The organism is Streptococcus caecimuris (genome assembly GCF_943193075.1).
Taxonomy (GTDB): domain Bacteria; phylum Bacillota; class Bacilli; order Lactobacillales; family Streptococcaceae; genus Streptococcus; species Streptococcus caecimuris.
Genome location: NZ_CALPCT010000003.1, coordinates 106,779 through 119,983, shown reverse-complemented (window position 1 = coordinate 119,983; position 13,205 = coordinate 106,779). Strand labels below are relative to the sequence as shown.

Annotated in this window: 13 protein-coding genes; 3 read left to right on the top strand and 10 right to left on the bottom strand. The window is 43.4% G+C overall.

Features of this window, described 5'->3' with window-relative positions; translation table 11 throughout:
- Positions 1-26: 26 nt before the first annotated feature.
- Positions 27-752: a peroxide stress protein YaaA gene (yaaA, locus tag NFR56_RS02230; RefSeq protein ID WP_155169664.1), complete on the bottom strand. Its 726-nt coding sequence runs from the start codon at positions 750-752 to the stop codon at positions 27-29.
- Positions 753-818: 66 nt separating this feature from the next.
- Here yaaA and NFR56_RS02225 point away from each other — a divergent pair, with 66 nt between their 5' ends.
- The 3 genes from NFR56_RS02225 to NFR56_RS02215 all read left to right on the top strand — a co-directional run bounded on the left by NFR56_RS02225 (position 819) and on the right by NFR56_RS02215 (position 3,306).
- Entirely contained in the window at positions 819-1,319 is a 501-nt protein-coding gene (locus NFR56_RS02225) for a DUF1836 domain-containing protein (protein ID WP_070675587.1), read from the top strand.
- Positions 1,294-1,941, top strand: coding sequence for a PAQR family membrane homeostasis protein TrhA (gene trhA / locus NFR56_RS02220; RefSeq protein WP_003011253.1), 648 nt, complete (start codon positions 1,294-1,296; stop codon positions 1,939-1,941). The genes NFR56_RS02225 and trhA overlap by 26 nt, the downstream gene beginning before the upstream one ends.
- Before the next feature lie 63 nt (positions 1,942-2,004).
- Entirely contained in the window at positions 2,005-3,306 is a 1,302-nt protein-coding gene (locus NFR56_RS02215) for an aminotransferase-like domain-containing protein (RefSeq protein ID WP_251457399.1), read from the top strand.
- Between the two features lie 18 nt (positions 3,307-3,324).
- On the opposite strand, the gene NFR56_RS02210 is transcribed toward NFR56_RS02215, so the two are convergent.
- The 9 genes from NFR56_RS02210 to NFR56_RS02170 form a co-directional block, all read right to left on the bottom strand.
- On the bottom strand, positions 3,325-3,573 hold the full coding sequence (locus tag NFR56_RS02210) for a hypothetical protein (RefSeq protein ID WP_070594879.1): 249 nt from the start codon (positions 3,571-3,573) through the stop codon (positions 3,325-3,327).
- Positions 3,574-3,816: 243 nt separating this feature from the next.
- Entirely contained in the window at positions 3,817-5,571 is a 1,755-nt protein-coding gene (locus tag NFR56_RS02205; RefSeq protein ID WP_251457396.1) for an ABC transporter ATP-binding protein, read from the bottom strand.
- The gene (locus NFR56_RS02200) at positions 5,558-7,312 is read right to left on the bottom strand and encodes an ABC transporter ATP-binding protein (protein ID WP_251457393.1); all 1,755 of its coding nucleotides are present in this window, start codon (positions 7,310-7,312) and stop codon (positions 5,558-5,560) included. Before NFR56_RS02200 ends, NFR56_RS02205 begins: the two co-directional genes overlap by 14 nt.
- A 1-nt stretch (position 7,313) precedes the next feature.
- Positions 7,314-7,979, bottom strand: a complete 666-nt coding sequence (locus tag NFR56_RS02195) for an MmcQ/YjbR family DNA-binding protein (protein WP_155167682.1) — start codon at positions 7,977-7,979, stop codon at positions 7,314-7,316.
- Positions 7,980-8,082: 103 nt separating this feature from the next.
- Positions 8,083-8,718: a copper homeostasis protein CutC gene (locus NFR56_RS02190; RefSeq protein WP_070665323.1), complete on the bottom strand. Its 636-nt coding sequence runs from the start codon at positions 8,716-8,718 to the stop codon at positions 8,083-8,085.
- A 21-nt stretch (positions 8,719-8,739) separates the two neighbouring features.
- Positions 8,740-9,342 (bottom strand): hypothetical protein, encoded by a 603-nt coding sequence (locus NFR56_RS02185; RefSeq protein ID WP_070665322.1) that lies wholly within the window; start codon positions 9,340-9,342, stop codon positions 8,740-8,742.
- Between the two features lie 275 nt (positions 9,343-9,617).
- Positions 9,618-10,574, bottom strand: a complete 957-nt coding sequence (locus NFR56_RS02180; protein ID WP_021153355.1) for an ABC transporter permease — start codon at positions 10,572-10,574, stop codon at positions 9,618-9,620.
- Positions 10,574-11,635, bottom strand: coding sequence for an ABC transporter permease (locus NFR56_RS02175; RefSeq protein WP_049489017.1), 1,062 nt, complete (start codon positions 11,633-11,635; stop codon positions 10,574-10,576). Before NFR56_RS02175 ends, NFR56_RS02180 begins: the two co-directional genes overlap by 1 nt.
- Entirely contained in the window at positions 11,628-13,163 is a 1,536-nt protein-coding gene (locus NFR56_RS02170) for an ABC transporter ATP-binding protein (RefSeq protein ID WP_195326813.1), read from the bottom strand. The genes NFR56_RS02175 and NFR56_RS02170 overlap by 8 nt, the downstream gene beginning before the upstream one ends.
- Positions 13,164-13,205 lie beyond the last annotated feature (42 nt).

The window sequence follows — 13,205 nt, the reverse complement described above, 5'->3', positions numbered from 1 at the left end:
CTGACGCTTCTCAGGAATATTTTTATTTATTCTTTCACAAAGATCCATTCTTTCTCTTGCGATAAATCCTCACGATAAGAGAAACCTGCTACTTCTAGTGATTTCAGATCTTCTAGATGGGTGATTTCTTCCTTCATCATGGCTGTCACCATAGCCCCACGTGCTTTCTTTGAAATCGTTGAATGAATCTTTAGTGTCCCACCACGATTCTCCATGAATTTGATCCGAATCATTCGCTCACGAATGGCTTTTGAAAAGACCTGTTCAAACTCAGAAGACAAAAGGGATAAGATCTGCTCCTCACCTTCTACTGCCTGATCATAGTCCTCTTTCCAAAGTGCCTTTAGAGATTTTCCAGCTGGTTTTAGCTTCATCATAAAATCCAAGCGATGGGGAGCTATCCCTTCATAGGCAGGTAGTACACCGTATAAAGCAGTCGTGATCAACAAATGCTCCTGCAGATAAGCCTGCTCTTTTTCGGATAAGTCTTGACGCTCGATACTACGGTACATAAGGCCATCAAACAGTTCCAAAGCAGGATAGGTTTTAGCACTCCCAGCTAACAGAGCTTCAATTCTTTCCTTTTCTACTAGGGCTCTTTCTTCTGAGATCCCGTAAAAGGTCGCTAATTCTTCTAGGGAGAATGCCTTCAAAGCTTGGAGGATAGTTTTTGTGTTCTCTGACAAGGGTTGGGGCTCGACGATACGAGCCTGTTCGTTCAGTTCTTTGGCGGATGGAATTAATACTTTCATAGGTCTATTGTACCATATTTTTCAAATTTTCTTGACAGGAGTTTTTATTAATGTTATTATCTAGTTATGAAAACTAGATTAAAGAAAGGTGAAGATTTCGTGTCCACTTTTTCCTATCCAACGTGGGAGCAACTGCCTGAGCTAGACCTCTATCTCGATCAGGTCCTACTTTATGTCAATAAAACCTGTGCACCTGTTCTCTCTTCTTCAGACAAGGGCTTGACGGCTGCCATGATCAACAATTACGTAAAACATGGCTATGTCGAAAAACCAGATAAGAAGAAATACCAGCGTAGACAGGTAGCTCGCTTGATTGCTATTACAACCTTAAAAACTGTCTTTTCTATTCAGGAGATCGCTTCTACCTTAAATTTCTTGCAGGACCAGGCGAGTTCAGATCTTCTCTATAATAGCTTTGTCGCTTATCTCAATGAGCAAAAAGAGCCGATCGCTCCCATCATTCGCTCTGCCTGTCAGACAGTTCAACTTTATCTTGAAACCCTATCTTATATTCAACCAGTAAAAACGGAGGAAGAAACTGATGAATTATACCATGAAACTAAGTAAAAAATTATCCTTTGGAGAAGAGATCGCCAATAGCGTAACCCACGCTGTTGGCGCCCTCCTCATGTTGATCTTACTTCCGATCTCAGCAGTCTATAGCTTTGAGCAACACGGTCTGCTTAGTGCTTTTGGGACTTCTATCTTTGTGATCAGTCTATTTTTGATGTTTCTGTCTTCGACCGTCTACCATGCTATGTCTTACGATTCACCTCAAAAGTATGTGCTTCGTATTATCGACCATTCCATGATCTACATTGCGATCGCAGGTAGTTACACACCAGTTGTCCTCACCTTGATGAACAACTGGATGGGCTACAGCATTATCTTGATCCAATGGGGGACCACCATCTTTGGTATTCTCTACAAAATCTTTGCCAAAAAAGTCAATGAAAAGTTCAGTCTCGCTCTTTACTTGATCATGGGCTGGTTGGTTATCTTTATTATTCCCCAAATCGTAAGCCAAACCAATCCGATCTTCTGGGGTCTCATGCTCATGGGCGGTCTGTGCTACACGGTTGGAGCTGGCTTTTATGCCAAGAAAAAACCATATTTCCATATGATTTGGCACCTTTTCATCCTTGCCGCTTCTGCCCTTCAGTATTTAGCCATTGTTTACTTTATGTAATACTGCCGCCACTCTTCGGAGTGGTTTTTTTGTGATTTTTTCTGTACAATAGAAAAAAACTGTATGGGGACAGTCAGGATGAAGACGAGCAAATACCAAGAAATTATTCATGTTCTAAAAAAAGCCATTCAAGACGGAGAACTGGTGACCGGTCAGAAAATTCCCTCCGTTCGCCAGCTAGCTAGTCAATTTTCTTGTAGTAAGGATACGGTGCAACGGGCCCTGCTGGATTTAACCTACCAGCACTTTCTCTACGCAAAACCTCAAAGTGGCTACTATGTTTTGGAGCAGGAACCTGACCAACATGAGGATCTTCCACTAAAATTAGAGAAAGACCGCAACCAGGCTTTTGAAGATTTCCGAACCTGTATCAATGAAACCTTGATTGGTCGTGAGAATTATCTTTTTAATAATTTTTCAGACCAAGCAGGGTTACCAGAAGTACGCCAATCGATTCAAGGCTTATTGAAGGAAGAAAGCATTTATACGACTGCGGATCAGATCGTTTTAACTTCTGGTACACAACAGGCACTCAATATCCTCAGCCAAATTGACTTTCCCAATAAAAAATCTCAGATCTTGATTGAGCAGCCGACTTATCATCGGATGAATCAACTCTTAGATTCGCAGCAACTTGCCTACCGTACCATTCAACGTAATTTAACGGGAATTGATCTCGAGGAGCTTGAAGAGATTTTCAAAAGTGGCCATATCAAATTCTTCTACACGATCCCTCGTTTTCACTATCCGCTTGGCCATAGCTATTCGACCAAGCAGAAAGAAGCCATCTTGCAACTAGCTGATCAATATGATGTCTACCTTGTTGAGGACGACTATCTGGGAGATCTTGATGGCAGCAATGCTCCATCTTTTCATTATTTGGATCAAAAGGACCGGGTCATCTATATCAAATCTTTTTCGACCAATCTCTTTTCTGCTCTTCGCATCACTTCCATGATCCTTCCCCAAGCCCTTCTTAAGCCGGTCTTGACCTATAAGACGATTCTGGACTATGATAGCAATCTGATCATGCAAAAGGCCTTGAGTCTCTACATTGATAACGGTATGTATCTGACCAATAAAAAGCGACTCCTAGCCAGAAAAAAAGAGGAAGAAGCTAGTCTAAAGACCTTGATGGCCCAGTCTCCTCTACCTCATCTGACCCTGACCCACGATGGGATCCTTTTAGAACTCAGCCAAGTTCAATCTCTTGCTGCCTTAAAACACAGTGGACTCCCGCTTGATTTCTTTGAAGTAGCCTACATCACTGCTTGTCCTTATCAACTCGCCAAGATCAAATCAGCAGATGTGGCCAATGTTTTACCAAAGCTTACGCCTTTTTTTGAAAGAGAAACCCTCGTATAGACTATACGAGGGTTTTTCTTATTTCTTCAATTGCTCATAAACACGTTTGGCATTTTGAAGGCCGATCCGATAATCGAGACGAATCAGGCGAATCGCTTCCATCTCTGGTTCTTTGAGGTACTTCTCTTTTTGTTCCTTAGAAATACTACCTGGTTTAAGAAGATAGTGAGTGAATTGATTTCTGACTTTATTGAGCTCAACTTGAAGAGTGAAATAAAGTCCAAATAAGACAATGACAACTCCCATCATGATCAGATCGTTTGACATGGTGTATGCTCCCTTTTTCTATTCTTTTCTTTATTTTACAGCTTTCAAAGAAGAAAAACAAGAGGCTGGGACAAAAGTCCTAGCCTCTTGTTTTTGGATTGTCGAGCAAGACGCAGTGGTTGAGTGGGCTCTACTACGCTGTTTTCATCAGCTTTTACAGCCCTACTCAACTGTGCGGAGGTGGGACGACGAAATCGAATTCTAACGAATTACCGATTTCTGTCCCACTCTCCTTGTTTGTCCTTATTTCATCATACCAGCCTGGAGATCATACATTTTCTTATACGTTCCTCCTAGAGCAATGAGTTGATCGTGATTGCCCGATTCGATGATTTTTCCTTTATCGAGAACATAGATGCAATCGGCATCTTGGATGGTAGAAAGACGATGGGCAATGGCAATGGTTGTCCGCCCTTGGCGCATCTTCTTCAGAGAATTTTGGATCATCTCTTCCGTCTCTTGGTCGATATTGGCAGTTGCCTCATCCAAAATGAGGATCTTAGGCTGGGCAGCAATCGTTCGAGCAAAAGCCAGAAGCTGACGCTGACCGGTCGATAAGGTAGACCCCCGCACTGTTACCGGATGATCATAGCCACCAGGTAGACTCTCAATAAAGTCTGCTACATCCACAAATGCGGCTGCTTGTCGGATTTCCTCATCAGTCAGTTCTTCATGGTACATCCGGATATTAGAAGCAATGGTTCCATGATAGAGGAAAGGCTCTTGCAACACTAGACCAATGGACTTGCGCAAGGCTTTCTGGCTGTAGTCCTTGATATCCTGTCCATCAATCAAGATCCGGCCACGATCAAATTCATAAAAGCGCATGAAGAGATTAATAATAGAGGATTTACCAGAACCAGTATGACCAACAAAAGCGATGGTTTGTCCGTTTTTGACCTCAAAGGAGATCTCTTTTAGGACATCCCGTTTGCCATCATAAGAAAAAGATACATCCTCAAAACGAATATCCCCCCGCTCAATTTCTTTCAGGCTACCAGCTTGCTTGGGCTCATAGTCGTCTCGATCCATCATTTCAAAGACACGACCTGCAGAAATGGTTGAGGTCTGCAAGGTAGCAAAGTTCTGCGTAACATCAATCAAGGGTTGGAAAAGCTGGCTAACATACTGGATAAAGGCATAGATAAGACCGGCTGTAAAGCCAGAGTTACGCCAATTTAGGCCGAAAAAGGTTAGAATAACCGCATAAGCCAGGACCTGTAACAGGGTCATAGCTGGCCTCAAAAAGAGGGAATTGACATCTACAGATCGGTTGGCATAGTCCAAATGTTCCCCATTAATCTGTTCGAATTCATCCGTCAAGCGCTTTTCTTGACGAAAGGCCTGCACGATCCGCATTCCTTCAATGGATTCCGATAATTTCACATTGATATCTGATAATTTTTGTCGGGTCATCTTGACCAAGCGATTGGATAACTTGCGATAGAGACGGATGGAAAACCAAATGATGGGAAGAAAAGGCAGGATCCAAATAGTCAAATGCCAGTCCAAGCTAAACATGGTTACCAGGGTGACTAGAAAAAGTAAAAAGGATGAAACCAGGCTTGAAAAGACCGTAGAAAACATATCTGCGACTGCCTGGGTATCATTGGTCACACGCGAAACAATCGAACCTGCTGCTGTCTGGTCATAAAAGGACATGCCCAGCCTTTGAAGATTTTTGAAAATATCTAGACGAATGTCTCTTACGATAGAATTGGATACGCGCGCAAAGGTTAACTGGCTCAGGTAAGTCGCCAGCACGCGACCAATGAATAACCCATAGTAGAGAATCAAAAACTGAAAAGTTGTCAGTACTGGGGAGCCTGCTTCTGTTGGATCCACTAGGTGGTCAATGTACCAGCGAGCTGCAAGAGGGATCGCCGTCAATAACAGACTAGTCAGGAAGGTAAAGGCTAAGGCTAGGGCTGTTAACCACTTATAACGCCACATGTAAGTCAAGAGCCGCTTCATCACACGAGCTTCAGATGTTTTCATTCAGCTTTCCCTCCATTTCTTCTGATAATTGTTGGGCTTGGTAGGTTTCATAGTACCAACCTTTTTGAGCCATTAATTCCTCGTGATTTCCTCGCTCCTTGATCTGTCCATTCTCCATTACCAGAATCAAATCCGCATGAACGATCGCTGATAGGCGATGGGCTGTGATGATGGTTGTTTTCCCCTTGCGTTCCTGCTTCATATTTTCAATGATTTGGTGTTCTGTCTTAGCATCTACTGCAGATAAGGAGTCATCCAAGATCAAGATCTCAGGATTCATGACCAAAGCACGACTCATGGCAATCCGTTGCTTTTGCCCGCCAGAAAGAGAGACTCCTCTCTCTCCCAGCACTGTCTCCATCTGGTCTGGCATGGCCAGAATATCCTCATAGACTCCACAAGTTCTCAGAGCCTTCATCACCTCTTCTTCCTCGATCTGTGGATCTGAAAAAGCGACATTCTCTCGAATGGTCATGGCAAAGAGGATCTGATCTTGAGGGACGTAGCCGATCAAGCTTCGAAGATCTTCTAAACGATAATGTTTGATGGAGATCCCATTTAGCAAGATATCTCCCTGCTCCAAGTCGTGCTCTCTAAGCAAGAGACGCAACAAGGTAGTCTTTCCAGATCCAGTTGGACCCACAATTCCAAGGGTTTGCCCTTTTTCAAAATGAAAGACAACCTTTTCAAGGACAGGATCATTCTCATAGGCGAATTCTTCAATATCATATTCCAGATCTCCGTTTTGAATGTCTGTGACTGGTTGACTTGGATCTTGGATATCAGGTATTTCTGCTAAAAGTGTCTCAATCCGATCATAGGAAACACTAGCACGCTGACTAATATTAAACAAGAAGCCCATGGCTTGAAGGGGCCAGACGAGCATATTGAGATAGGTAATAAAGGTTACGATTTGTCCAACCGTCAGGCTCCCTTCCTGAACAAATAGCCCTCCGAAGTAGAGCGTCAAAACATAGGAGAGACCGACAAAAAGAAGAGTAGTCGGATCAAACAAAGCATTGTAACCGGCTGAAGTCATATTCTTTGAAAAGACCATTTGATTGGTTTTTTCAAAAGCCCGAATCTCATCTGCCTGAAAACCAAAAGATTTGGTCACCTTGACTCCTGATACGGATTCCTGAACAAAGTTGTTCAGCTCTGAGAAGCCTTCTTGGGCCTCTTTGAAGGCTTTGTGGTTTTTGCGGCCAATAGCTGAAGTCACTACCACCATAACCGGTAGAGGCAAAATAGCTAAGAGGGTTAAGCGCCAATCAATCATGAAAAACATGCTGACCAGGGTCACCAAGGCTGTCACGGAAGCATCCACTGCAGACATAACCCCGCCACCGGCAAACATGGTTACCGCATTGATATCATTAGTAGCATGGGCCATGAGATCCCCTGTGCGATAACGCTGATAGAAAGATGGAGACATGAGCGTAAATTGCTTAAACAAACGGTAACGCAAGATCCGAGCCAACTTATTAGCCGTCCCAAAAATATAGCGTCTCCAGACAAAACGAAGGCCATACATGGCTAGAGCTGCGAGAACCAAAAGAGCGATATCCACAACTAACTGCCCCAGTGTCAGCCTTCTTTTATCGATCAAATCGATCACAAGTCCCATGATTCTTGGAGGAATGAGGTTTAAAAAACTAACCAAGATCAAGGACCCTATCCCGATCAAGTATCGCTTCTTCTCTAAATTAAAAAACCAAGATAATTTCCTCAACAGATTCATCTTATTTCCCCTTTTTGGTGAGTTGCCAGCTACTATCCACCAGAGCAAACAAGTCCTCATCAGCAATTGTTCCATCTAAGGGGATACTCACCCAATATTTTTTATTCATATGAAAAGCTGGATAAATCCCTTTCTGCTGGATGAAATGGGCTACTTGATCAGACTTAACATTCAAAACTTCTATTTTCCCAGACTTGCCAGCATCCAGTTTTTTCCAATCAATGGTCATAAAGACACCATACCACTTGAGGGTGTCTCGGTGGCGAATAGCGCCGGATTCCGGAGATCTTTCCCACAAATACTCAATCGTTCCCTGATAGTGCAGGGAGATATAGGCCATGAGACGCTTGGCTTGAGGATAGAGAAATTCTTCTACCTCAAAACAAGCTTGGCGGATCCTTGCAAGACTTTCCTGACAAGCTTCTCTGACTTGGCCAACGAAATTTCCTTGTAGCTGTTCCAGATGGATCTGGATATACTCGTCCCCTGTATCCTGATCATAGACCTGAAAAGAAATCTTCCGGTCGCAGACCTGGACATTTAAGAGAAAAGTGTCCGATAAGACGGGACACTGGTACTCATAGCCTGCCCCTTTCTTCTCAAATCCGTAAGCCAATCCCTTTTCTGGCTGAAAGGTGTACCGGTCAAAATAATGCTCTAAAAACATTTCCTCTCCCTTATTCATTTTTACACTAGAAGAGGCTGGAAACAACGTCCCCAACCTTGATAACGGATCTTCAAAACTACTTCAAGCAGTGATCGTTTCTTTTTTAAAACACAATGCGCGTGCCATGCAGTTGACAAACGCCCAATTGCTCCAAAAAGAGCTGACGATTGTCAAGGGTCACACCTCCACCTGGCAGGATCTGAATCTTTCCCTTAGCCGCATCTAATAAACGATGATAGTGGGCAAAACGTTGCTCTAGTGGGTCACCTGGACTTCCGGCTCGTGTTAAAATGCGGGCTACACCCTGATCAGAAAGCCACTCAATCGCTTCTAGCTGATCTGTATGAGCTAACTCATCAAAGGCCATATGAAAGACAACCTCTGCCTCTCCACAGGCTGCTAGTAAAAGCTGCATGATCCTCTGGTCCAACTTTCGATCGCTCGTCAGCGCTCCCAGCACAAAACAAGTAACCCCTATTTCTTTCGCAGCACGAATATCCGTCAGCATAGCTTCGACTTCCAGATCAGTATAGACAAAATCGCCACCTCGGGGTCGGATAATGACACATAGATCCACGGACTTCTCTCTTGTCAGTTTGATTGCTTCATTGATCACACCTATACTAGGTGTGGTCCCTCCTACTGCCAGGTTATCGCACAGTTCAATGCGACCTGCCCCAGCAGCAATCGCCTTATCAATATAAGTTAAATTCTCTGCACAAAATTCAAAGACAAGCATGACAACTCCAATTACAAAGACTTAAAACAAGGATATACTAACAGTTACCTTAGCATTGCCATTTTCCACTCTCGCTTTTGAGATGCTATAGCCTGCTTGAGGGATATCAAGGGTGATTTGATCACCATTCACTGTGAAGCCGCCTCCATTTTGATTGGATTGATCCTTCAAATAGTTGAGAACCAAGAATTTTGGAATGGGCATTTTCCCTAATTTAGCACCGGTCACGGTCAAATTCATGACATTGTTTTCAACTTGACCGGTCATGGTTAAATCTAGATAGCTATCGATTGGCCCTAATGATACAGGAACTTTGACATGAAGGTCATTGCCATCCATTCCTAATGCCATCTTTTGATAGTCAGAATTGTCAAGGGCGGATCCAGCACTTGTTTTTACGACCTGACTCAATTGCACTGAATTGAGACTTAGCTCAGTTGAGAGCCCTTCAGTGCTCACAGAGGCATTTGAAACAGCATTTTGAGCCAACTCAATCAAAGAACTCCCTGCCTGCACATTTCTCAGTTGCTCCCCTTCAGGGATAGAGCCAGGAACCAACAAGATCACTAATAACATAAATAAAACGATCACCATGCCAATTAGGCGTCTCATCCACTTAAACATCTGCTCCTCCAATACGTGAAAAGTTGTATTCTTATTGTACCCTAAATCTAAAGAAATTGCGACTAAGAGGGGCCTTTAGAAAGCAAAAGAGAGCGTGGGACAGAAATCGGTAATTCGTTAGAATTCGATTTCGTCGTCCCACCTCCGCACAGTTGAGTAGGGCTGTAAAAGCTTATAAAATCAGCGTAGTAGAGCCCACTCAACCACTGCGTCTTACTCGACAATCCAAAAACAATTGAGAGGCTAGGACTTTTGTCCCAACCTCTCTCTGTGCATTATTTCGATTTAATGTAGTTAACACCATCTGCTTTTGGTGCAACTGCTTGTCCAAAGAAGGCTGCCAAGACAACCATGGTCAAGACGTAAGGCGCAATTTGCAAGTAGATAGATGGGATACCTTTAAGCAAAGGCAATTGATTCCCGATAACAGCCAAACTTTGTGAAGCTCCAAAGAAGAGACTAGCAAGCATGGCCCCGATTGGATTCCATTTCCCGAAAATCATAGCCGCGAGAGCGATAAATCCAGGACCTACAATAGTAGTTACTGCGAAGTTAACAGAAACTGACTGAGCGTAAATGGCTCCTCCGATTCCTGCTAGGGCACCAGAGATCATCACTCCTAAGTAGCGCATTCTATATACATTGATTCCCAATGTATCTGCTGCTTGTGGGTGTTCACCAACTGAACGAAGACGCAATCCAAATTTCGTCTTGAACATGATAAACCAAGCAAAGAATGAAAAGAGAATCGCAACCCAGCCGATGATGCTGGCATTGTTGAAGAAAATATCTCCAATGACCGGAATTTTAGATAAGACCGGAATCGATGTTTTCCCAAAGGCAACTTTGATATTATCAGTTTGCCCCTTGTTGTACATTGCTTTGACAAGGAAGACCGCCAATGGTGGTGCCATCAAGTTCAATACCGTACCTGAGACGATATGGTCAGCACGGAAATGAATGGTTGCCACCGCGTGGATCAAGGAGAAGAGTACTCCAATCCCTGCAGCAACGATCAAGGACAACCATGGTGTCAAACTTCCTAACTCAGGCTCAAAAGTCAAGTTAAAGATAATACCTGAGAAGGCTCCCATAACCATGATTCCTTCTAGACCAACGTTAACAACCCCAGCGTGTTCTGAGTATGCTCCTCCGATACTTGTGAAGATCAGCGGCGCCGCATACACAATCATAGAGGAAACAAGAATACTTAAAATCGTTACAATACTCATTAGTTTGCTCCTCCTTTTTTAGCTGAACGCATCGAGATCATCTTTTCGATAATGTAGTGAGCACATACGAAGAAGATAATAGATGCTGTCACAATTTGAACGACTTCTTCAGGGATTGCAGCTGGCTTCATACCAACTCCCCCAATTTGAAGTGCTCCAAACAAGAAGGCAGCAAATGGAATACCAATTGGTGAATTCATCGCAAGAAGGGCAACGGCCATTCCGTTAAATCCAACACTCATTGAGCTGGTTTGAACGTAGACATTTGAGTAAATCCCTAGACCTTCTGCTACCCCACCAATACCAGCAAGAGCACCAGAAATGATCATAGAAAGGATAATGGTCCGTTTTGCAGACATCCCTGCGTATTCCGCCGCATTCGCATTGAGACCAACGGCACGGATTTCAAAACCAAGTGTTGTTTTCTTCATCAAGAACCAGATGACCACCACTGCGATGATGGCAAAGAAGATCCCGATGTTCATTTGTGATTTGTCCGTCAAATTACGTAACCACTCCGTCTGGTAGACAGCATTGGCTCCCACATCAATGGTTGAGTCCTTATTTTTCATCAAGGAAGCTGGGAAGCTATGAATCAAGGCATTCCCACCATAGAGAACAATGTAGTTCATCATAATGGTGATGATGACCTCACTGGTTCCGAGATAGGCACGAAGGAAACCAGGAATCGCTCCAATAAATCCACCTGCGACAGCCGCAATCAAAACGGTCATCGGAATCATCAGTAAGCGAGGCATATTTGGGAAGGAAAGGGCAAACCAAGTCGCCATGATCCATCCAGCAAAAGCCTGACCAGGAAGTCCAACGTTAAAGAAGCCGGCCCGGCTGGCTACTGAAAACCCAAGAGCAACCAAAATCAGTGGCCCCATGGCACGGGAAATATTTCCCCAACTCTTAATCGAACCAAAGGCTTTTTTAAACAACAATTCATATCCCCAAAGGGCATCATAGCTGAAGGCCCACATAATAATGGCACCCAAGACCAATCCTAAAAGGACAGACACCAATGGAACGGCAATTTGTTTTAAATTCTTATTCATTTGATGCTCCCTCCTTTACTTGTCCACCTGCCATGAGGATTCCAAGTTCTTGCTTATTCGTTGTTTCAGGGGTTACGATCCCTTGGATCTTCCCATCATGAATAACCGCAATACGGTCAGAAACATTCAAAATTTCATCTAATTCAAAGCTGACAACCAGAACAGCTTTCCCATTATCCCGTTCTTGAATCAAACGTTTGTGGATATATTCGATCGCTCCAACGTCCAATCCACGAGTTGGCTGGCTAACGATCAAGAGATCCGGATCACGATCAATTTCGCGAGCGATAATAGCTTTTTGCTGGTTCCCTCCAGAGAGAGCCTTAGCTGGTACCACTTCACTGGCTGCACGAACGTCAAACTCTTCCATCAACTTCTTGGCATAAGATGTAATATTTGGATAATTCAAAATACCATTCTTGCTAAGAGGTTCTTTATAATAGGTTTGAAGGGCAATGTTTTCAGAGATCATCATATCAAGGACTAATCCATCCCGGTGACGGTCTTCAGGGACGTGCCCTACCTTCATTTCTGTGATTTGACGTGGGCGAAGTCCTACAACGTCCTTGCCTTTAATCTTGATTGAACCGGATTTTACCTTCCGTAGACCTGTAATCGCTTGGATCAACTCAGACTGACCATTTCCATCAATCCCTGCAATCCCGACGATTTCACCAGCACGAAGTTCCAACGAAAGATTCTTAACAGCTGGGACACCACGGTTTTCGTTTACAACCAAGTTTTCGATCGACAAGACGACTTCTTTCGGTTGAGAAGGACCTTTCTCCGTTTTAAAGGAAACAGAACGACCGACCATCATTTCGGCCAAGTCTTGGTTGGTAGCTCCACCAATCTCGACTGTCTCAATCGATTTACCACGACGGATAACTGTTACCCGGTCTGAAACAGCACGGATTTCATCCAACTTGTGCGTAATCAAGATAATAGATTTTCCTTCATTTGCCAAGTTCTTCATGATTGTCATCAATTCTTCGATTTCAGCTGGTGTCAACACCGCAGTTGGTTCATCGAAGATTAGGATGTCGGCTCCACGATAAAGCGTCTTTAAAATTTCCACACGTTGCTGCGCACCGACGGAAATATCCTCAACTTTAGCATTTGGATCCACTGCTAAGCCATATTTTTTAGACAAATCAAGGATATCTTGACTGGCTTTCTTAAGATCCAAAATACCATGTTTAGTGGTTTCAGACCCAAGGATGATATTTTCAGCAACAGTGAAGGCTTCAACCAACATAAAGTGTTGGTGCACCATTCCAATTCCTAAAGAGGCTGCTTTTGAAGGTGAGTCTAGGTTAACAGTTTTTCCATTTACCACGATGTCTCCGCTAGTTGGTTCCAACAAACCAGCCAACATATTCATCAGGGTAGATTTCCCTGCACCATTTTCTCCAAGAAGTGCATGGATTTCACCTTTGCGCAACTGAAGATTAATCTTGTCATTTGCTACAAAGTCACCAAATTTTTTGGTAATCTCACGCATTTCGATGACATATTCGTGTGTCATGTGGGGTGTTTCCTTTCAAATCAATTTTTATTTCAATAAAAC